Below are 18,150 nucleotides of genomic sequence, written 5' to 3'. Positions count from 1 at the left end.
GGGGATCCAGTGGTCAGTGGTCAGTGGTCTCTGGTTTTGCCGCCGGGCGCGGGCCGAAGATGGCCGTGCCGACACGCACGATTGTAGCGCCCTCGGCAACGGCCGCCTCCAGGTCATCGGTCATGCCCATGGACAGTACCGGCAGCGGCAGGTTCGTTCGGGCCAGGCGGTCGCGCAGTTCACGCAGGGCGGCAAACGGGCGTCGCTGGGCGTCGAAGTCGGCGCCGGGGGCCGGCAGGGTCATCAGGCCCTCGATGCGCAGGTTGGGCAGGCTCGCGCACTGGTCGATGAAGCCGGCCACCTCTGCCGGTGCCAGGCCGCCCTTGCTGGCCTCGCCGCTCAGGTTGACCTGGACGCAGACAGGCAGCGGTCCGCGCTCGGGTGGGCGCTGTGCGTCCAGGCGCCGGGCATGGCGGATATCGAACAGGCTGTGCACCCAGTCGAAATGGGTGGCGATGTCGCGGGTCTTGTTGCCCTGGATGCGGCCGATGAAGTGCCAGGTCAGGGGCAGTGATTGCAGCCGGGCCTGTTTTTCCAGTGCCTCGTGCACGTAGCTCTCGCCGAAGGCGCGCTGGCCGGCGTCAAAGGCATCTGCGATCAGTGTTGCCGGCTGCACCTTGCTGACGGCGAGCAGTTCGACGCTGTCCGGCACACGGCCGAAACGCAGCTCGGCGGCGCGGATGCGCGCCAGCACCGCGGCCAGCCGCTGTGCTGTGCCTGCGTCGGAGCTGCCGTTGCAGTCGGCCTCTTTGTTGGGGGCGCTGTGCATGGTCAGACCTGCCGCTCGCCGGCCTGCGCCCGCAGCGTGGCGAAGTGGCGCACCAGTTGCGCCAGGGCCTGGCCGCGGTGGCTCAGGGCGTTTTTCCTGGCCGGATCCAGCTCGGCGGAGCTGCAGCCCTGCTCGGGCACGAAGAAGATCGGGTCATAGCCGAAGCCGTGCTGGCCGCGGGGGGCGTCCAGGATGCGTCCTTCCCAGGTCCCCTGGCAGATCAGCGGGGTGGGGTCCTCGGCGTGGTGCAGGTACACCAGCACGCACTGGAAGCGGGCGCTGCGCTCGGTCTCCGGCAGGCCCCGCAGGGCCGCCAACAGCTTGTCGTTGTTGGCCGCATCGCCAGCGCCGGCGCCGGCATAGCGGGCGGAGTAGATGCCCGGCGCGCCATTCAGCGCGTCCACCTCCAGCCCGGAGTCGTCGGCGATGGCCGGCAGGCCGCAGGCCTGGGAGGCGTGCCGGGCCTTGAGGATGGCGTTCTCGACAAAGCTGAGGCCAGTCTCGTCCGCCTCGCCAATGCCGAACTCGCCCTGGGGCCGCACGCGGATGCCGGTGCCTGACAGCATCTGGTTGATCTCCCGAACCTTGCCGGCGTTGTTGCTGGCCAGCACCAGGTCGTGTTCCTGCCTGTTGGGTCGCATGATGATGTCTCCATGGCCGCCCCTTGCAGCGGACGGCGGGCGGTTGTCTCGATCTGGCTCAGTCCGCCAGGGTCTCACGCTGGATCACCAGCAACTGTTCGATGCCGGCCTCTGCAAGGTCCAGCAGCGCGTTCAGCTCATGCCGCGTGAACGCCAGTCGCTCGGCGGTGCCCTGCACCTCGATCAGGCCGCCGGCGCCGTTCATGACCACGTTCATGTCGGTCTCCGCGGCGCTGTCCTCGGCATAGTCCAGGTCCAGCACCGGCGTACTCTCGAACACGCCGACGGAGACGGCCGCAATCTGGTGGCGGATGGGCGAATCCGCCAGGCGCCCGTCGCGTTGCAGTCGGCCGACGGCGTCGCACAGCGCCACCCAGGCACCGGTGATGGCCGCGGTGCGGGTGCCGCCGTCGGCCTGCAGCACGTCGCAGTCCAGCGTGATGGTGCGCTCGCCCAGGGCGTGCAGGTCCGCCGCGGCCCGCAATGAGCGGCCGATCAGGCGCTGGATCTCCAGCGTGCGACCACCCTGCTTGCCCCGGGCCGCCTCGCGCGCCATGCGCTCACCGGTGGAGCGGGGCAGCATGCCGTACTCGGCGGTGATCCAGCCGCTGCCGGTGCCGCGCAGCCAGGGCGGCACGCGTTCCTCCACGCTGGCGGTGCACAGCACCCGAGTGTCGCCGAACTGCGCCAGCACCGAGCCCTCGGCATGACGGGTGTAGCCGCGGGTCAGCGTGATCGGCCGAAGCTGGTCGGGACGGCGATTGGATGGACGCATGGGCAGGCTCGCTTGCGGGTTTGATAATGACAGCCCGGCATACTGGCCATGATCGACGGCCGGGTCAAATGCCGATTCACGTCGGTGGTGCTCGGGCTCGTATATGATAAAGCCCCCAGCCAACGACACCCAGCACAGGAGCGCAGCGTCGATGATCAAGAGCATGACCGCCTTTGCCCGCGAATCGGACACCGCAGAGGTCGGCGATCTGACCTGGGAGGTGCGCTCCGTCAACCACCGTTTTCTGGAGGCGAATGTCCGCCTGCCGGAGGACCTGCGCGCGCTGGAGCCCGCGGTGCGCGAGCGCCTGGGGGCACGCCTGGGGCGCGGCAAGCTGGACTGCAGCCTGCGGTTTGCGCCGCGGGCCGGCGAGGCCGGTGCCCTCAGCATCAACCACCGCCTGCTGGAGCAGTTGCTGCAGGCCGCCGACGAGATCGCCACGCGCATTGGCGAGCCGGCCACGCCCCATGTGATCGACCTGATGCAGTGGCCGGGCCTGTTGCAGGAGCCCGAGCGCGACCTGGACGCCGTTGGCGCCGCCGCCCGCGCGTTGCTGGAGCGCACCCTCGACACCCTGGTGGAGACCCGCGCGCGCGAGGGCGAACGCCTGCGTGCGCTGATCCTGGAGCGCTGCGAGCGGCTGCTGCAGCGGGTGGACGAGGTGCGCGCCCGCATGCCGGAGGTACTGGCCGGCGTGCGCAGCCGCATCGCCGATCGTCTGGCCGAGGTGCGCGAGGAACTGGACCCCGGTCGTCTGGAACAGGAGATGGCCCTGCTGGCGCAACGCCTTGATGTGGATGAAGAGATGGACCGCCTGTCGGTGCATGTGGCGGAGGTGCGAAAGGCGCTGGACGCCCAGGGCCCGGTGGGCCGCCGGCTGGACTTTCTGATGCAGGAACTCAACCGCGAGGCCAATACCCTGAGTTCCAAGTCCTCGGATTCCGCCGTCACCCTCGCCGCCGTCGACATGAAGGTCCTGATCGAGCAGATGCGCGAACAGGTGCAGAATATCGAATAGGCTTTTGGCGTTGACTTCACCCTCACAAGCTCGCTAAAAATTGCTTAAAAAACAGCAAACACTTGTCCTAAGCAGTAATCCCTTGTCTGGTCTTGTCTGCTATCCTTTGAGTAGCTAGTGCCTGAACGAAAAGTTGATTTCATTAGCAGTAACTTCATTTGATCGCGCAGATGATTGGCCGACAGGTTCACCTCGGCATAGATGCCGCCTGGCAGGGGCATGGCAGAGCGCAAGGCGAGAGGATCGCGGCTGAAGACCGGGTTGCCGCGCCTCGTGGTGAATCTTGGATCATCCGGCAGGCGGGAAAAGCGACCCGGATCGCGCTTCTGTAAAGACAGGCAAATGAGCTCGTATAGGCGGCGCCAGGTCTTGATGTCGGACTGTGCCTCCTCTTCCAGCCTGAAGCCATAGGGGCGCTTGAACGTAAAGTCCTCATCAAGCCCGTGCGCTTGATACTGATCCAGGTCTCGGTTGGTGCGCTCACGGCCTCGTGCCGATCGATCCCCTTCGGACGTCCCGTCATCGAGCTTGACCGCGGTGAACTGCTGGACCAAGGCCGACAACTCCCCAGCGAGCTTATCGAAGGCGGCCACCTTGGCGTTGTACTGCTTCTTGAAGGCGACACCGTCCTCGAGTGCTTGGCTGTCGTTGTGGTCGATACTGAGCCAGATATCGTCCGACAGGGCCAGCAGGTCCTCGCGCGTCTGCTCTAATTGCTCAAGAATGCTGCGGATCCGGGTCGTCATTGTGTAGTAAGTCCAGGTTGCATTGGCCACGCTCGGGGCGGATCTGTGCTAGCAAGACCTTGCTTTCCTGTATCGGAGGTTCTAAGCTGTGGCTTGGCTAGGGACGAAATTCGGCTGCATGCCGTGTGGTGCGCGGATTTCGATTCGCGGATCCTATATCCCCGGCCTCCCTTTCCCCTCCAGGGCCGTTAGATCAAGGGGTTTGTCCTTGCGATAGAAGACTCCACGTCGGCCCCTATCGATCTGATCTAAGTCGTGAATCTCCCCGACCTGATGCCAGACGAGCCCGAGATACCGATCCTCTCGACGTTCGTAGAGACGCTGTAGCGCCCACAGTTAATAATCCACAGCTTGCAGCCCCGGACATTTTGGGGGCGTGCTGGAGATGACCTCGTTCGTTGCCGGGTGGGCAAAGCCGAAGTTCTGAGCAAACGATACTGCCGCCTGCTTCAGGGCGGTTCTGAAGGCATCGTTTCTGGGCTTCGTACCGCGCCTTGCGAAGCAAATTCGCACGTGGTTGGCCATGTGATGCAGCTTGTCGAAAAGCTCTTTTACCAATAGGTCATACTGTTCATTTTGGCGATACCGATAAGCAGGATCCCTTACGTTCTGCTGCTGTACATAGGTTGCCAGCGCAGTCTTGTCGCGTACCACCGCGTAAAACCGCACCTGCGCGACCGCGCGCAGCATGGCCGCCAGATTCATCGCCAGCACCTTCGCCTGCATGTCCTGGCGCACCGCCAGCGCTGTGCGCCCCGAGAGCGTCTCCATCTCCGCGCGCAGCTTGGCGGTTTTATAGCCCTCCTCCGCGCCCCATCGGCGGTGGTACAGCGCCTTGAACAGCCGAGCCGGCAGGCGCGCCTCCTCCAACACCGTGGTGGCCAGCACCTCGGTGTCCCCGCCGTTGAGCGTCACCCGCACCAGGCGCAGTGTGATCGGCTGCGGTTCGACCCCCTGGTCGCGGCACGCACGCGCTTGTGCCGGGGCGGGACGCACGGTGATCAACGTACTGGGCGCCTCACTGTCCCAGAACGCCTGCGCCTCCTTGAACTGTCCGCGCGGCGCGGCAAGCGCATCACACAGTCGATGCCCAAGGCCAGATGCACGGCAAACAGCCAAAAGGCCGGGTACCCGCGATCGGGTACCCGCGATCATAGAGGAGCAGGTCACCTGGCGCGGCGGCGTTCAGATGCCCGAGCGCCAGCTTGCGTTCACTGACACAATAGGCCGCCACGGCGAAGTCCAGGATCATGTCCAGATCCAGGTCATAGAGCACCGAACCGCGCGCCAGCACCGGCCCGCTGGACGGCGCACCGAAGAACCGCTCGATGTCCTCGCTCTGCGGCACCTGGAACGTTGTTCCATCCACCGCCCGCAAGCGGAACCCATGCCAGGTTGGACGAGCGAAACCGCAGGCAAAGCGCGCCAGTGCCTGTCGATTGAGCATCTGGAACACCGACACCGACAGCCCCTTGCACGCGCCTTGCTCACCGCCGCCCGGGTTGGCACAGCCCCTGCCACGGCTTCCTCCTCAAGCACGGCGAACAAGCCCGCCAGCTCCGTCACGGTGCTGCGCGAGCGCGGTTTCATCAGCAAGGCAACCAAGCGCTCGAAGGGCAGGTCCCGCTTGCGGGTGAACGCGCGCGCATTGAGCCGGTGGTCCGCGACAAAATTAGCACTGGCGAGTGATTCCCTGATCGAGCTGTACACATTATGAAATACAGGCCGTGTGCTCAATGTCGGCCGTCGTCAGTTCGGTGTGTGCGTGATGCTTCATGAAGGTGCTCCAGTTGCCAAGAGGAGGGGAAATGGCTAAATAATAGCAAAATCAATATTATGGCGTTAAAGTTGACGTCATTGGTTTTACGCTGACGCCGATCAAGATGTGTCTGTCGATGCGGCGAAAACATTGCCTCACCAGTGCGTTCCCGGACCCCGGACCCCGGACCCCGTAGCGCCGTGGAAACGCCGATGCGATGTGCTATTGCAGACGCTCCAGCGCCTCGACCATGGACCAGGCCTGCCAACCCTGTTTGCGCGCAGCGATGAGATCGTCCTTCGCGATGGCCACGCCCATCCGCTGGCTCGGCCACGCCAGCTCAAGCTGTGCCACGACCTGCCATGTCGTGTCTTGCAGCTCGTATCCGATCCACGGCGGCGGCAGTCCTTTGGCAAGCGCCAGATGCAACACGCCATGTACGCCGGGATCCGCCAGATCGAAGGCCTCTTGCCAAGCGGTGCCGAGTTTGGTGCCTCGCTGGGCACGACGCAGATGGTTGATCAGCTGCATGTCAGCATGCTGAACGAACATCCAGTCGTGCATGGGCTGTTTGCGGTGGCAGTCGACGCAGAGGGCCTGCAAGTTGCTTTCTCGATTGTCGGTCTTGACGCCATTCTTGTGATGCACATGAAGAAGATGTTTGTGGTCGGATAAGTCAACTCCACAAATCTCGCATCGAAAATTTTTGCTGTTCCTATAGGTTGCTGAAGTGGCCGGCCAATCTTCTGTGTAGATGCTGTCATTATCGCCGGCTATCCGGCTTGGCATGAAAGGGAAAAATGAGCTGTAGTTGCCGAAGAATTCTGTCAGTAAGAATGTATTGAAAATATTGTCGCGCGTCGGCTTGCTCGCAGTGCCATAGCCTTTATAGTTGAGAAATTCTAGGCAGTTCTTGCATACACGAAGACTGGCTTTGCCTTTTGTCGATTGACCAGTGTAATAATCGTATCCAGTAATCAAAAAAAATCCATCGAGTTTGTTTGTTGCAACGTAGCGTGCAAAACGCCCTTTAGCGCGCATCTCTTTTAATGTCTTACAGTCGGATACATGATATTTTCGACCTGAACTGCCATCCGCCAGTGCCCCTTGAACCCCTTTCCCGTGGTCCCTGATGTAGAGAAGGACTTGGCGACCTTCGATGACTGGAATTCCAGAGTGGAATTGCACGTCGTTAAGGTCAATATCGATTCCATCCCCGGAAAGGGCGATATCGACGGGATCGAGGGTCCTGAAAGATGACCTGAGTGGGTTTTCGACCTCGATCTTGTCGGCCCCCATCTGTTTGACAGCGGCATGCAGTGCAGAGAAGTTGACCCGTATTTTCATCTCATTCCCTGTCGGTCACTGGCCTGATTCATGCTCGAACCGCTGTCTTTGGTAGGCATGTCATTGCTCAAGGATCTTGCGGATCTGCGTCTCGGCGTTGGTAATGACCCGGAAGCTGACCCGGCGCGAGCGTCCGCGATCTTCGCGACCATCAGGTGTCAAGATGAGCCGCGAAGAGGAGAAGCCAACGGCGGCGATGTGTTTCTTTACCCACTCGCGTTGCGCTGTAATCCTGGGAAGCGCATAGATGTAGGAGAGCACCGTTCGCGTGCGACCCTGCGACAACTCCATGTTGTTGAAGTAGGCTTGTTCTTCGGTGGTGCTCTGATTCCAGACGCTGCTGGTGTGGCCCTCGATGCGGACCTCGTTGATGGAGTCGCGAAAATTCCATAGGACTTCGAGGTAACGGGGAAAGAAATCATCGAGGATGCCCTGGAAACTCGGCTTGAGGGTGATTTTCCCCATGTCGAACAGCACGTCTGGCGACTTGAACTGAAACGAAAGGGTGTCCTTTTCGATAGCCGCATCCCAGCGCTGCAGGTCGGGCTCGAACTCGGCCATCAGGGCCTCGTACAGTGCCACCTGGTTCTCCTGGTAGGCGATCGCCACCTCCCGAATCTGATCCCGCTCGATCATGGCATCGCGCATCAGGGCGATGGAGACGAACAGGAATACCATCATCAGCCCGGCCATCAGGTCCGAGACCGACAGCCAGTGCTCGCCAGCGTTGCGATCGTCGTCGGGACGCGCCGATCGACCAAACAGCTTGTCGGTTGCGCCGCTCATTGCACCCGCCGCTGTGGTTGCGTCGAGCTACCCTGTGCCACTACTTGCTGCATGGCACCCACCAGGTTCGTGTAGTCCTGCGTGAAACGCCCGGAGATCTGCGCCAGCGCGCGCCCCATCTCCTCCATGACGCTCTGCACCTCACGCTGCATGGCCTGATCGATGGCCGAGAGCTGGGCGTTGACGCCATCGCCGGTCTTGGCAATAGCATCGCGCATGTGGGTCTCCAAGGCCTGCACCGTGCGATCCATGGCGCGAGTCTGGGCGCCTACTGTTTCCTCGAGCACTGCTTCCAGACGCTTTTGCATCTGGCCGATGCTGTCTGCGACCTGCTGTTGCGTCGTCTGGGTATCGCGCATGACCTGCTCGCCGGTCGCCTTGAGCGTGCTTGACAGCGTGGTCGATTCCTTCGAGAGGGCTCCGGTAATGTCGCGCACATGGGCGTTGACGTCTTTGAAGGTATCTTCGAGCTGCTGTCGGATCTGGTCGCTCTGGATGGCGATTTGGTCCGAGGTGGCGGTGAGGTTTGCCTTGAGACGCTCCACGCTGTTGCCGAACTCCTCGGCGCCGTTGAGGATCGCGGTCTTGGTGGCCGTCGCGCTGCTTTCGAGCCCATCGCGGACCTTGTCGATGCCATCGCCTGTCGTCTTGATGAACCGATCGAGGAGTTCTTGCGTCTTCTGATCGTGGGCCTCGATATAAGCGTCTGAGAGATCCAGCAGCTTGCGGTAGTGCTCGCTCGCGGTGTTGACCGAGTCGCCTACCTGTTGCGTTGCGTCGTTCAGGAGCGTCTGGACTTGTTCGCCAAATTGCTTGGCATTGGCAGCGATGGCATCCTTGAAGTCGTTTGCGCCGGTCTCCAAGCCGGTCTTCACCTGCTGCATCCCTTCCTCTGTGGTGGTGACGAACGCCTGAAGCAGGGCACGGCTCTTCTCGTCATGGTCCTTGATGAAGCCCTCGGAGCGTTCCAGCAGGATGCTGTAGTGATCGTTGGCGGCCTTGACCGAGGCGGCGACGTCATCGACTGTCTTCTGCACCTGGCTGCGAATCTCGGGCACGGCCTCGACGGCCTTGTCGCGCATGTCGCGAAAGACCTCCAGGTGATTGCCTAGCTCGTCGAGCTGATGCTGGTTGGTGACCATGACGGTTTTCAGCTTCTCCATGGTCACCGGGATCTGTTGGGACTCGTGCGAGATCTGCGCCACAGAGGCCTCGGTCTGGGTGATGGCCTGGACACCCAGTGCATATTGCTGCGTCATCTGCTCGAGCTGGAGACGATAGTTCTCCTGCCACTGAACCAGCTTCTGCACCGAGGCGTCCAGCGCCTTGAAGTTCTCGCCGAACTGTTCGGTCAGGTTGCGGTTGAAGTCGACGATGACCTCTTTCAATGCATTGATGACCTGCTCGCTGGCGGACTTAGAGAGCATCTCGGCAAAGTTGTTGAGCGCCTGCCATAGCTTGTCGGCGAGCGCATCTAGGTGAGCCCGATCCTCCTCCCTAGCTTGCATCAAGGCCTGATGGCGTTGTGTCTGCTCGTCGCGCAGCAGCGTGAGCTGACCGACCAGGCTGCCTGCGGCCGTGCCGGAAATTGCTTGTTTGAGATCGGTGATGGCCTTGCGCGTTTCGCTGTTCTCGTCGGCCTGCGCCTGGCGGGACAGAACCAGCTGGCCAACCACGCTGGTCTCCTCCTTGCTGGCGATCGCTGCATGTAGTGCGGTGATGCCGGCTTGTTGCTCGCGCAAGACGGCAAGGATCGCCTCGGGGCTGGCCGTAGAATCCGTTTGCGAACGTTGCCGAGGGGTAAGCAACGGCGTTGTCGAGAGGATCTTCAACAGAATGGCGCTGCCCATACCCGCCAGACTGGTGATGAAGGCGGTTTTCAAACCGGCCAGCAGGGCAGGGATGCTGGCGTCGATGTTTCCAGGCTCGAAATGCAGCAGCCCGACCACGATGCCAACGAAGGTGCCCAAAATCCCGGCGGAAGTCAGCAAGGTTGGTGCGTCGCGGACGAACCGCTGCCCGGCTTGCGTTCGCGACAACAGAAGTGCGATGACGAAAATGCAGGCCAGCAACCAGAGGAAAGCCTCGGTGATGACCGTGGCTTGGGCGTTGAACAAAAACGCTTCCAGTTCGCGCCCCAAAGAAAGGGATCCACTCATCGCTATTTCTCCATTCATCTGTCGCTGCTGCGTGATGGTCGGCAAGGCAGCCACTGCCTTGTTATCGCACAGCCGCGATGTCTCAGTCCTCTACCGCAATCACCACGCCCACCATCCGCAGCGCAGTTGCCTCGCGCGGGGCCAGCCAGCGCATGCTGTCGCTCGACACGCTGCCGGCGACAGCAACTTGTTCCAGGTCGACCCTCATGCTGCGGATATCGCGGCTGTAGTTGGTCGCGACTTGCTAGCCATTCTCCAGAGTGTTCCCACCGCCCCGTAGTTGACTGCGATGCAGGCAGATGAGCGAGGTGATCAAGGCCAAGCGCTCCACGCCGCCATCGAGGACGAGGGTGCAGGCGATCGCGCATAACTCGGCGGCCATGGAACTCAATGCAGCGAGGACGGACCTCCTCTGCAACCGCCGCCGACAGGCTCATCAGCACCACAGCAAAGAGCCCGCAACCCAGGCGCCGGGTCTGATTCCGCCAACACACCTCTCGACTCCCACCTCGCAGTCGGTTGTCACAGCCATGACCGGCCAGCAACCATTCCACGAAACATAACCGAAATGCAGGCGCTTGTCTTGGTGCTCTGCGCTGCGTGGCACAGTCACTGGCTTTCGCCCAGTACTGACAAGCCGCGTGAACGACCAGTTGCCGACACTTGGTCGCACCCCGTGTGAGCATGGCAGATCGCACTTGCATTGCTAACTGTTGCGTCTATACTTAACGTCATGGCCTTCGCACAGTACATCCGCACCCGGCGCGAGGCGCTGCGCGCCGCTGACAAGCGCTACAGCCTGCGCCAGGTGGCGCAGCGCATCGGCGTACAGCCGGCCTACCTGAGCCGCATCGAGACCGGCGATTTCGCGCCGCCGTCCGAGGAGAAGATCCGCCGCCTGGCGGAGGAACTCGACGAGGACTGCGACGTGCTGCTGGCCATGGCCGGCAAGGTCTCCAAGGACCTGCAGGCCATCATTCGCGCGCGCCCGGCGTTGTTTGCCGAGCTGATCCGCGCGCTCAAGTCGGCACCGGATGAGCAGGTGCGCACACTCGCCCGCGAGATCCGCGACGGCGAGTGGTAAGGGGAGGGGAGACGCACATGGCAACGCTTGGCCTGGTCCTGCTGGCCTACCTCTTGATCGGTCTGGGCGTCAGCCTCTGGTCATGGTTCCGGTACAAGGAGTCGCTGAAGGATGAACTGGACCGCATTCAGGAGCGGCTGGACTATCCCCAGGGCGTGCCGTTCAGCATCCGCGTGGCGAAGTTCATCGCCAACCTATTGGTCTTCGCGCTGGGCGCCCTATTCTGGCCACTGAGCCTCAGGAACCACCTGCGTGGTAAACCGCACGCCCAGGTGGAGCCCCGCAAACCGGCGCCGCGCGTCTTGCGCCAACCGCCACCGCCGTGGGACGACGACTGAGTCCAGGTCGGCCCGACGCGCCCTGCGACCGCGCGAGATCGCGACCAACCCGGGAGCCCCCATGCTGACCCTCGATAACGACCGCCTGTGCTTTGCCTTCCCCGAGGTCCATCGCCACGCCCACTGCGCAATCGAATGCCTGCGCACCCTGCGCCTGCCGGACGACAACCAGACCTATCCGTTGCCACCGAAGTTGGGTCGATTCCCCATGCAGGCCGTGGACGACTATCCCGATCAGGCGCCGCCAGATTGGCAACGCCATGGTGGCGTGTTCCTGCCGATCTACCAATCCGAGGCGTTATGGATTGGCCTGTATTCAGCCGCACAGGCCATGCAGCGGTTCACCAATCGGGATCCGGATGGGCCGAGGTACACCTATCCGTTCGCCGTGAAGATTGCCACGGGCAAGATCAACGCCATCTCCGGCACACCCTGGCAGGACAACTTGCAGGCGGCGCCGCAAGACTATGTGGTGCTGCCCGACCAACGCTGGCTCGACGGCTACAACGTCGCCAAGGGACTGGTGCGCCAGTTCGTCGCCAGCCCACTCGGCTCGGGCCACGGCGTCGAGGTGCAGGCGAGTGGAGCGACAACCCACGGCGGTCTGCAACTGGCGGTCTACCCGATGAAGACGGACGCCTATGCGGCCTATTGCCAGCAGCGCGCGGAACGCGAGGCGAACTGGCTGCGCGAGGCGCAGGCGGCATCGATACGCTACGGCATCGACAAGGCCAATCAGGTCGAACTCGCTGCCGGCGGCCTGATCCGCCAAGACATCATCAAGGACCCGCACGGACTGGACGTCTGGGATCAGTCGCGGGTCAGCCGCTGTTTTGTACACCTGCTCAACGCCGAGCACTACCAGGCCGTCACCGGCGAGCGCCCGCCGCATCCGCCGTTCAGGGCGCGGGATTACGCCAAGGCGGGTCTGCCCTGGTTCCACCTCGACAGCGACGGCGAAGCCCTCGAAGGCGCCGCGCCATTGGCCAAGATACAGAGCATCGCCGCCGTCACCGTCGCCCAGACCGGCCAGCCCATGCCCGACAACGACCCGCTGGGGCCGCTCCCCGTGCGCCAGATCGGCGGCAAGCCGGTGCGCCAGGGGGAACTCTAGCCCTCGGCAGGTCTCCCGCCGGCGGGTCACCACGGCGAAGACGCCCACGCCATGGCCCGGCTGTTCACTGTCCATTCGACGAGGAGAACCTGATGAAGGTCTTGATCGAGAGCGATGTCATCCTGGGCTGCCACAGCATCGACCAGGCGCAGCGCAACGCCTGCCGGCAGGTCTTGCAGCAGATTGCCGATGCCACCGAGAGCATCGGCTGCCTGTGCGCCAACAGCGTCACGGTGCTGGCCGAACACTTGCCGCACAGCATTGACAGCAACCAGGTGCGCGCGGCGCTCAGCCGCGCCTGCACGACGTTGCAACTCCTGCCCGCTGATCAGGCGCTGATCCGCGCGGCGCTTGGGCGCATGCAAGCCACGCCGAGCCTGTCGCTCGAGCAGGCCCTGTTGCTGGAAACCGCCGAGCGCCATGCCATCGACCACCTCATCGCACTGGACACCGAGGCGCTTGCCACCAGCGCGGTGCCGGTCACCACCCCGGTGCAGTGGTTGAGTCAGCCCGCGCACCTGACCCAGGCCGCCTGATCACGCCGCCAAGCAACGGAGCCGCCCATGCTCACCCTGGCTGACGACTCCCGCTGTCCCGCGGCCTGGTGCCGCTAATCCATCAACGAGGTATTCGCCCGATGACTACTCTTCGACGCCCCATCCTTGTTCTCTCCCTCGCCATCCTGCCCGCAACTAGCAGTGCGCAGGGCTACGGCAGCCTGTACGACGGCAACAGCTATACCCGCTACGGCACCGGCTACAGTGGCTATAACACCAATACCGGCTCGACCTGGAACGCGCAGTCCTACGGCAGCATGACCCGCGGCACGGATTCCAAAGGCAACAGCTGGTCCTATGACAACAGCAGCGGCATCTACCAGAACTACGGCACCGGTGAGATACGAACCCCGATCGATCGGCTCTACAACGGCCGCTAGGCGATGGCCCGCGGATCCGGGTCAATGCGACCATGACGCTTTCACGCACTGCGCACCCGGCCCGGATCCAGGGGCAGGCGCGACGGCGCCGTTCTGCGGCGCCGCAGCCCCAGCTCAGTTTTCTGAATTGCCGCTTCGAGTCCTTGCTGGAAGACGCGCGCGGCACGCTGGAAATCGAGCCGGCGCTGCGCATTCACTTTGCCATCGTGCCGTTCGACTTCCTTGCCTGCATCCAACGGGACAGGCGCGCCGAGAGCGAGTGCACCGTGCTGCTGCACGCGCTGCTGAATCGGCCGGATACCCCGCGACCGGTCCTGGCGCATATCGCGCTGCACGAATTGCTGCACCTGAAGATCCCTGGCCGGGAGATCGACGGCCAGTACTGCAAACATCCGCCGGAATTCGGCGTTGCCGAGCGCGCCTGCGTCCCCTGGTTGCCCTTGTCCCTCGAATGGATCCACCTGGCCTGCGGGCATCATCTGCGTCACTGTCCGCAGCAGCAGGGCTTCCGCGTCAAGCGCGGTTGGCAGCGTTGCTACGCCGAACCGTTTCCGGATTGGGAACTGGTGCGCCGTCTCGTCGACAGCCGGGCGTATCCAGCTCATCCTCATCGACTCCTACAGCCCCCGGACGGGTCGTGGAGTTCCCTATGGACGGCGGCGCCGTGCTGACCGGCCTTAATGGGCGGGGCTAGACCCCACCGCTTCAGTTGATCCCGGTCTTTTATGGTGAAAACCCGACACGAATCGTGGGAACCGAGACCCACCGCCTTGATTTCAAGCGTTACTACTTGCCGCGGCTCACCTAGTACATCGTCTTCGAGTATGTCCGTCGTGACCTCACCGCCCAGGGCTACACCCTGCCCGAGGGCTTGAGGCGGCATCTGCTGGGCCAGGGCAACGCCCACCAATGCTCGGTCATGAAGGCCGTGATCGACCAAGCTCGGGCCGAGTGGGCCACCTACATTCCCGCCCAACAAGCGCAAGAACGTCAGGCACTGGTCAAGCGGCGCAAGGCCGAGACCATCTACCGCATCTCCCCTTTCGCGCAGCCCCAGCTTGCTGACGTGATCGTCCTCTGGGCACCGCTACGCGATGCCAACCAACTCAAAACCGCCGATGATCGCCTCACCTCGCTCGGCTTCCAGCGCACAAAAGAAGGGAACGTCGTCGCTTGGATCGATGACCGGGCGGACTGCATTGTCTACGCCAACCCATTGGCGTACAATCGCATCGACTTCGAGGTATGGCGCAAGCCCCTGCCCGAACTTGACCCGCGCAGGCCTCCTCAGCCAGTAGGCAGCTTTTACTTTCTCGATACTTACATCAAAAACCTGCCAGGCAAGTATGCCAGTCGCCTCGCCAAGGCCATGTCATGTGAGCCGTAATCGATCCCAAGCGCTTGTCAGCCACGACAATTCACCGCCGAGCGGCCATGACTGACAGCGTAGCGGCGGCCCGTCACCGCCGCACCAACGCCCTAAGGAAACGGGTCTTTATACGTCCGTTTAGAGACCTCTCCGTTTTCGTACAGCCGAGTAAAGTCGTAGTGCTTCTCGTGTCCCTGCCAAGCGAGCTGACCGGCACGAGCTTTTCCACTGATGACCTTCAAAGCCGACGACAGATGCCTTTCGGTAACCTGATCCGCCACCAAGAAAGGATTGTTGACCCGCGTCCAAACAAACCTCGGTAGCGGCGGCTCTACCCCAAGGCGATCACACGCCAATGCAACAAAATTGAGTTGTGCAACCACCGGCGCCTCATCCAACTCTTCCAGTGCCGTTTCTGCGGAAATCGGTCTTACCGACTGCATGATCTTGACCACCTCTCGGGCCAATCGTTGACGCTCACGTGCAGGCGCCTTCGCGAGCACCGTTTCAGCCAAGATCGCGTTCTGCGCCCCCATGGTCTGGTCGAAACCGAAAAGAGTACCGAAAACACCCATACTGCCCTCCCGACTGCGTTCATGTGAAAAGCAATGCTGCGGGGCTCATTCCACCCCCGCCTAACGACCACCTATCCCACTTTATGCCTGGATGGGATAAACATGCAGACGACAACGAAAACAAAACCGAGTAAAGGCACAAACTGCCAGAAACCGTGCCCCCACGCCCAGCCAATATCCCGCACGCGACGAAACACGGCGGCGATGCCAATCCAGGCTGCTAGCATCCCTAGCCACCAAACAAGCCAAAGACCACCCAGCTCACCCTGTACATGGCGAGCTCCATCCTCGAACACCCCAAAGGCGATCGCTGCGACGATGACGCAGATCACCCACGTGATCACAAACTCAAGACGACCTGCCGTACCCGTTGGCTTCAATAGATTCATGTTTCACACCTGCTTGGATGACCGGAGAACCACTCGACACATCAAGAACCCAAACCACCGCGATTCAACGTAGTTGGTTTTCCCCCCTGTGCAAGAACCCAGAAATCACCCCTGGCACCACAAAAACCAGCCCTGGTGCTGCAAACACGGCAGCAAGCGCCCAGTGCCATTGCCAGACATCCATCGCCCCAAAAAAGGCCCCGAGCGTCACAGGGAGGGTGAATCGGAAGAACACCGCTACCAGCAGGGCCGCACCTGCCCACAGCGGTCCTAGATACAACTCGATCCCGGCCCAGGCGGCGATGAATTGCGCGATGCCGTAGACGATCACCGCGACGAAGACTAATGGCATGACGACCTCTCTTGTACTTTGTTTTTGTTCAACATCGATCAGCGCAACGACAGCGCTAGAACTCCCCGCTGCGCACCTGCTTCTCACCCAGAATCTCCACCGGTAACGGCCCGAGCGGCGCGTTGTCTGGCATCGGCTTGCCGGTCTGGGTGGCCGTCACAGCCGCCACGCTCTGCACCTTGGCTAGCGCCGCCGCCCCACCGATGACCGGATCATCGCTGTAGTAGTGAAACCACGGCAGCCCAGCCTTCGCATAGTCCTGCGCCCGAAACGGCGCCCGTGGCGAGCGCTCACCTGTCACCGCCTGATACTGCTCTGAGTTCAGCAAATGCACGAAACAGCGTTGCACCTGACCCTGGTCCCAGGCATCGATGCCGAACGGGTCCTGGTAGATGTCCTGACGGATAAGCCCTCCGACCGACAGCTCCATCTCTTCGGTCACCGCCGCCATCGACCGCAGCTTACCTTTCCGCAGGTACTGCTCCCGATAAGCCGCGTAGACATCAGCCTTCATGGGATAGACCGCGATCTGCAGCCCCCCGTGCTCGACCGCGCCAGTCAGTTGCTGCTCGACACTATGCCCGGAGCCGAACGGCGTGGCGACAAACTGACGCACCAGACCCTTGGCCACGTTGTATCCATCGAACCAGGGCTGATTGGGCACCACCAGATAATCCTGCGGGTCCGAGCACAGCTCCATCTGCCAGGGCAGACCGGAGATTGCGTTGATCTTGCCCGTCGCCACCTTGATCGCGAACGGATAGGGCACCGACACTCTACTCTGCGACCGCCGCAACGCACGCAACGCCCGGCGCTCAAGGCGTTCAAGGCGCTCATCCGCAGCTTTGGGGCTCCAAATTTCCCGTAACTCTTCGATCTCCTTCGCATCGATCCCCCAGGATGCAAATACGTCGAACATGGGTGATGGTGGCGGAACATACGGTGGCGGCTCGACCACCTCCGGCTGCGGCAGGAACCGCATCCACAGCGCCTCCGATTGGTACATCGGCACGAAGACACCCCCATGGATGTGCCAGGCCTCCGGCAGCCGGTCCGCAACGTCATCAACGGCCCGCAGTGGGAAGACCCCCAGCGCTGGCGGCAGCGGATAAGCGTTGTTGTCGTCAGGAACGCGCAGCGTGCGACAGAACCGAACATCACACACCGCAGCGGAATGCACCTCGGGAAAACTGAAGCGAAGCATCTCCTGCTGAAGACTGACCATGCGGGTTCCTCGTGGATGAAAACACCAAGGCAGGCCAGGACTGGCGCTGCTAATCAGTGTCGACTACACATGCGACACCTAGGGCAACTGCGATATTCAAGCAGCGGCTGGGCTGCATCACCATTCACCGTCGCGAATCTCGCGGGCAATCTCCTCAACCTTGTCATCCGGCGCCGACCTCAACGCCCGAATCAGCTTGGCAAACAGCGCTGGACGGGCACGGATGATCTCCTGCAAGTCCTGCGATACCTTGCCCGCCATCGCCAGCAGCACGTCGCAGTCTTCGCCCAAGTCCTCGGCGATGAGACGAATCTTCTCCTCCGAAGGTGGCGGAAAATCCCCACGCTCGATCTTGCTGAGGTACGCCGGCTGCATGCCCACCCGCTGCGCCGTCTGCCGCAGGCTGTAACGCCGGTCCTGCTGACGCAAGCGCTCGCGACAGTCTCGGATGTAAGCAGCGAAAGCCATCTGTCGAGTATATATGCTACAGACGAAAAAGCAACACTCAACTAGGTGCGTCGAGAACTGAGAGCAGATTGTCGCAGACAAATCCGCGCGACATCCCGAACCTTAGACTCGTCAGTGCATTCGAATTGAGTGTCACGACTTACGAAACCCTAGTGGCTACAAATGTGCCATTACAAAGGAAACTGGGACTTAGATTTTAAATGCATTCGCCTCCTCTGATGATTCTCATGTAATTCATGGTAAGAGAGCAAGATAAGAAAAAAAAGGCCAAAATTGGTGGACCACCTCTACAATTGACG

At 62.1% G+C, this 18,150-nt stretch carries 24 protein-coding genes; 8 read left to right on the top strand and 16 right to left on the bottom strand.

Translation table 11 applies throughout. The features are described from left to right. Positions 1-13: 13 nt before the first annotated feature. The 3 genes from F2Q65_RS09400 to rph are packed head-to-tail and all read right to left on the bottom strand — an operon-like array spanning position 14 to position 2,185. A complete protein-coding gene (locus F2Q65_RS09400) occupies positions 14-769 on the bottom strand; it encodes a YggS family pyridoxal phosphate-dependent enzyme (protein WP_150092721.1) in 756 nt (251 codons plus the stop codon). Between the two features lie 2 nt (positions 770-771). Beyond that, a complete protein-coding gene (gene rdgB / locus F2Q65_RS09395) occupies positions 772-1,410 on the bottom strand; it encodes an RdgB/HAM1 family non-canonical purine NTP pyrophosphatase (RefSeq protein ID WP_150092719.1) in 639 nt (212 codons plus the stop codon). A gap of 58 nt (positions 1,411-1,468) precedes the next feature. Further along, positions 1,469-2,185 carry a ribonuclease PH gene (gene rph, locus F2Q65_RS09390; protein ID WP_150092717.1) on the bottom strand — a complete coding sequence of 239 codons (717 nt, stop codon included), beginning with the start codon at positions 2,183-2,185 and terminating at the stop codon, positions 1,469-1,471. 151 nt (positions 2,186-2,336) lie between these two features. Between rph and F2Q65_RS09385 the strand changes: the two genes are divergently transcribed. Then, positions 2,337-3,203, top strand: a complete 867-nt coding sequence (locus F2Q65_RS09385) for a YicC/YloC family endoribonuclease (protein ID WP_150092715.1) — start codon at positions 2,337-2,339, stop codon at positions 3,201-3,203. A 44-nt stretch (positions 3,204-3,247) separates the two neighbouring features. Here F2Q65_RS09385 and F2Q65_RS09380 read toward each other — a convergent pair whose 3' ends face one another. The 7 genes from F2Q65_RS09380 to F2Q65_RS20190 form a co-directional block, all read right to left on the bottom strand. After that, a complete protein-coding gene (locus F2Q65_RS09380) occupies positions 3,248-3,949 on the bottom strand; it encodes a hypothetical protein (RefSeq protein ID WP_150092713.1) in 702 nt (233 codons plus the stop codon). A 336-nt stretch (positions 3,950-4,285) separates the two neighbouring features. After that, complete coding sequence (locus tag F2Q65_RS09375) at positions 4,286-4,954, bottom strand: hypothetical protein (protein WP_150092711.1); 669 nt, start codon at positions 4,952-4,954, stop codon at positions 4,286-4,288. A 70-nt stretch (positions 4,955-5,024) separates the two neighbouring features. Beyond that, the gene (locus F2Q65_RS09370; protein ID WP_150092709.1) at positions 5,025-5,396 is read right to left on the bottom strand and encodes a transposase; all 372 of its coding nucleotides are present in this window, start codon (positions 5,394-5,396) and stop codon (positions 5,025-5,027) included. A gap of 534 nt (positions 5,397-5,930) precedes the next feature. Beyond that, positions 5,931-7,055: an HNH endonuclease gene (locus tag F2Q65_RS09365; RefSeq protein ID WP_150092708.1), complete on the bottom strand. Its 1,125-nt coding sequence runs from the start codon at positions 7,053-7,055 to the stop codon at positions 5,931-5,933. A gap of 60 nt (positions 7,056-7,115) precedes the next feature. Next, positions 7,116-7,841 (bottom strand): OmpA/MotB family protein, encoded by a 726-nt coding sequence (locus F2Q65_RS09360; protein WP_150092707.1) that lies wholly within the window; start codon positions 7,839-7,841, stop codon positions 7,116-7,118. Continuing rightward, positions 7,838-10,045: a synaptonemal complex protein 1 gene (locus F2Q65_RS09355; protein ID WP_150092706.1), complete on the bottom strand. Its 2,208-nt coding sequence runs from the start codon at positions 10,043-10,045 to the stop codon at positions 7,838-7,840. The genes F2Q65_RS09360 and F2Q65_RS09355 overlap by 4 nt, the downstream gene beginning before the upstream one ends. Positions 10,046-10,082: 37 nt before the next feature. Further along, a complete protein-coding gene (locus F2Q65_RS20190; RefSeq protein ID WP_281291016.1) occupies positions 10,083-10,208 on the bottom strand; it encodes a hypothetical protein in 126 nt (41 codons plus the stop codon). A gap of 525 nt (positions 10,209-10,733) precedes the next feature. On the opposite strand from F2Q65_RS20190, the gene F2Q65_RS09350 reads away from it, so the two are divergent. The 5 genes from F2Q65_RS09350 (at position 10,734) to F2Q65_RS09330 (ending at position 13,473) form a co-directional block, all read left to right on the top strand. Then, entirely contained in the window at positions 10,734-11,084 is a 351-nt protein-coding gene (locus tag F2Q65_RS09350) for a helix-turn-helix domain-containing protein (protein ID WP_150092705.1), read from the top strand. A gap of 17 nt (positions 11,085-11,101) precedes the next feature. Further along, positions 11,102-11,422, top strand: a complete 321-nt coding sequence (locus F2Q65_RS09345) for a hypothetical protein (RefSeq protein ID WP_150092704.1) — start codon at positions 11,102-11,104, stop codon at positions 11,420-11,422. A 61-nt stretch (positions 11,423-11,483) separates the two neighbouring features. Then, positions 11,484-12,536: a hypothetical protein gene (locus tag F2Q65_RS09340; RefSeq protein ID WP_150092703.1), complete on the top strand. Its 1,053-nt coding sequence runs from the start codon at positions 11,484-11,486 to the stop codon at positions 12,534-12,536. 92 nt (positions 12,537-12,628) lie between these two features. After that, the gene (locus tag F2Q65_RS09335) at positions 12,629-13,072 is read left to right on the top strand and encodes a hypothetical protein (RefSeq protein ID WP_150092701.1); all 444 of its coding nucleotides are present in this window, start codon (positions 12,629-12,631) and stop codon (positions 13,070-13,072) included. A 101-nt stretch (positions 13,073-13,173) separates the two neighbouring features. Next, entirely contained in the window at positions 13,174-13,473 is a 300-nt protein-coding gene (locus F2Q65_RS09330; protein ID WP_150092699.1) for a hypothetical protein, read from the top strand. A gap of 41 nt (positions 13,474-13,514) precedes the next feature. Here F2Q65_RS09330 and F2Q65_RS09325 read toward each other — a convergent pair whose 3' ends face one another. Continuing rightward, positions 13,515-14,078: a hypothetical protein gene (locus F2Q65_RS09325; RefSeq protein WP_150092697.1), complete on the bottom strand. Its 564-nt coding sequence runs from the start codon at positions 14,076-14,078 to the stop codon at positions 13,515-13,517. A 104-nt stretch (positions 14,079-14,182) separates the two neighbouring features. Here F2Q65_RS09325 and F2Q65_RS20420 point away from each other — a divergent pair, with 104 nt between their 5' ends. Both F2Q65_RS20420 and F2Q65_RS09315 read left to right on the top strand, forming a co-directional pair. Beyond that, positions 14,183-14,281, top strand: a complete 99-nt coding sequence (locus F2Q65_RS20420; protein WP_150092695.1) for an ATP-binding protein — start codon at positions 14,183-14,185, stop codon at positions 14,279-14,281. A 111-nt stretch (positions 14,282-14,392) separates the two neighbouring features. After that, a complete protein-coding gene (locus F2Q65_RS09315) occupies positions 14,393-14,860 on the top strand; it encodes a hypothetical protein (RefSeq protein WP_150092693.1) in 468 nt (155 codons plus the stop codon). Between the two features lie 92 nt (positions 14,861-14,952). On the opposite strand, the gene F2Q65_RS09310 is transcribed toward F2Q65_RS09315, so the two are convergent. From F2Q65_RS09310 to F2Q65_RS09290, 5 genes are all read right to left on the bottom strand, one after another. After that, on the bottom strand, positions 14,953-15,417 hold the full coding sequence (locus F2Q65_RS09310; RefSeq protein WP_150092691.1) for a hypothetical protein: 465 nt from the start codon (positions 15,415-15,417) through the stop codon (positions 14,953-14,955). Positions 15,418-15,488: 71 nt separating this feature from the next. Further along, a complete protein-coding gene (locus tag F2Q65_RS09305) occupies positions 15,489-15,806 on the bottom strand; it encodes a DUF805 domain-containing protein (RefSeq protein ID WP_150092689.1) in 318 nt (105 codons plus the stop codon). Positions 15,807-15,870: 64 nt separating this feature from the next. Continuing rightward, positions 15,871-16,158, bottom strand: a complete 288-nt coding sequence (locus F2Q65_RS09300; protein ID WP_150092687.1) for a hypothetical protein — start codon at positions 16,156-16,158, stop codon at positions 15,871-15,873. A gap of 55 nt (positions 16,159-16,213) precedes the next feature. Then, positions 16,214-17,383, bottom strand: coding sequence for a hypothetical protein (locus F2Q65_RS09295; protein ID WP_150092685.1), 1,170 nt, complete (start codon positions 17,381-17,383; stop codon positions 16,214-16,216). A 117-nt stretch (positions 17,384-17,500) separates the two neighbouring features. Then, positions 17,501-17,851, bottom strand: coding sequence for a helix-turn-helix domain-containing protein (locus F2Q65_RS09290; RefSeq protein ID WP_150092683.1), 351 nt, complete (start codon positions 17,849-17,851; stop codon positions 17,501-17,503). Positions 17,852-18,150 lie beyond the last annotated feature (299 nt).

It is taken from the genome of Thiohalocapsa marina (assembly GCF_008632335.1).
Lineage (GTDB): Bacteria > Pseudomonadota > Gammaproteobacteria > Chromatiales > Chromatiaceae > Thiohalocapsa > Thiohalocapsa marina.
This window is presented reverse-complemented; position numbering and strand designations above follow the sequence as displayed.

Excerpts from the sequence above, each read along its gene's own strand:
- F2Q65_RS09400 (WP_150092721.1), bottom strand. The coding sequence starts at position 769 with ATGCACAGCGCCCCCAACAAAGAGGCCGACTGCAACGGCAGCTCCGAC.
- rdgB (WP_150092719.1), bottom strand. The coding sequence starts at position 1,410 with ATGCGACCCAACAGGCAGGAACACGACCTGGTGCTGGCCAGCAACAAC.
- rph (WP_150092717.1), bottom strand. The coding sequence starts at position 2,185 with ATGCGTCCATCCAATCGCCGTCCCGACCAGCTTCGGCCGATCACGCTG.
- F2Q65_RS09385 (WP_150092715.1), top strand. The coding sequence starts at position 2,337 with ATGATCAAGAGCATGACCGCCTTTGCCCGCGAATCGGACACCGCAGAG.
- F2Q65_RS09380 (WP_150092713.1), bottom strand. The coding sequence starts at position 3,949 with ATGACGACCCGGATCCGCAGCATTCTTGAGCAATTAGAGCAGACGCGC.
- F2Q65_RS09370 (WP_150092709.1), bottom strand. The coding sequence starts at position 5,396 with ATGCTCAATCGACAGGCACTGGCGCGCTTTGCCTGCGGTTTCGCTCGT.
- F2Q65_RS09365 (WP_150092708.1), bottom strand. The coding sequence starts at position 7,055 with ATGAAAATACGGGTCAACTTCTCTGCACTGCATGCCGCTGTCAAACAG.
- F2Q65_RS09360 (WP_150092707.1), bottom strand. The coding sequence starts at position 7,841 with ATGAGCGGCGCAACCGACAAGCTGTTTGGTCGATCGGCGCGTCCCGAC.
- F2Q65_RS20190 (WP_281291016.1), bottom strand. The coding sequence starts at position 10,208 with ATGAGGGTCGACCTGGAACAAGTTGCTGTCGCCGGCAGCGTGTCGAGC.
- F2Q65_RS09350 (WP_150092705.1), top strand. The coding sequence starts at position 10,734 with ATGGCCTTCGCACAGTACATCCGCACCCGGCGCGAGGCGCTGCGCGCC.
- F2Q65_RS09345 (WP_150092704.1), top strand. The coding sequence starts at position 11,102 with ATGGCAACGCTTGGCCTGGTCCTGCTGGCCTACCTCTTGATCGGTCTG.
- F2Q65_RS09340 (WP_150092703.1), top strand. The coding sequence starts at position 11,484 with ATGCTGACCCTCGATAACGACCGCCTGTGCTTTGCCTTCCCCGAGGTC.
- F2Q65_RS09335 (WP_150092701.1), top strand. The coding sequence starts at position 12,629 with ATGAAGGTCTTGATCGAGAGCGATGTCATCCTGGGCTGCCACAGCATC.
- F2Q65_RS09330 (WP_150092699.1), top strand. The coding sequence starts at position 13,174 with ATGACTACTCTTCGACGCCCCATCCTTGTTCTCTCCCTCGCCATCCTG.
- F2Q65_RS09325 (WP_150092697.1), bottom strand. The coding sequence starts at position 14,078 with ATGAGCTGGATACGCCCGGCTGTCGACGAGACGGCGCACCAGTTCCCA.
- F2Q65_RS09315 (WP_150092693.1), top strand. The coding sequence starts at position 14,393 with ATGAAGGCCGTGATCGACCAAGCTCGGGCCGAGTGGGCCACCTACATT.
- F2Q65_RS09310 (WP_150092691.1), bottom strand. The coding sequence starts at position 15,417 with ATGGGTGTTTTCGGTACTCTTTTCGGTTTCGACCAGACCATGGGGGCG.
- F2Q65_RS09305 (WP_150092689.1), bottom strand. The coding sequence starts at position 15,806 with ATGAATCTATTGAAGCCAACGGGTACGGCAGGTCGTCTTGAGTTTGTG.
- F2Q65_RS09300 (WP_150092687.1), bottom strand. The coding sequence starts at position 16,158 with ATGCCATTAGTCTTCGTCGCGGTGATCGTCTACGGCATCGCGCAATTC.
- F2Q65_RS09295 (WP_150092685.1), bottom strand. The coding sequence starts at position 17,383 with ATGGTCAGTCTTCAGCAGGAGATGCTTCGCTTCAGTTTTCCCGAGGTG.
- F2Q65_RS09290 (WP_150092683.1), bottom strand. The coding sequence starts at position 17,851 with ATGGCTTTCGCTGCTTACATCCGAGACTGTCGCGAGCGCTTGCGTCAG.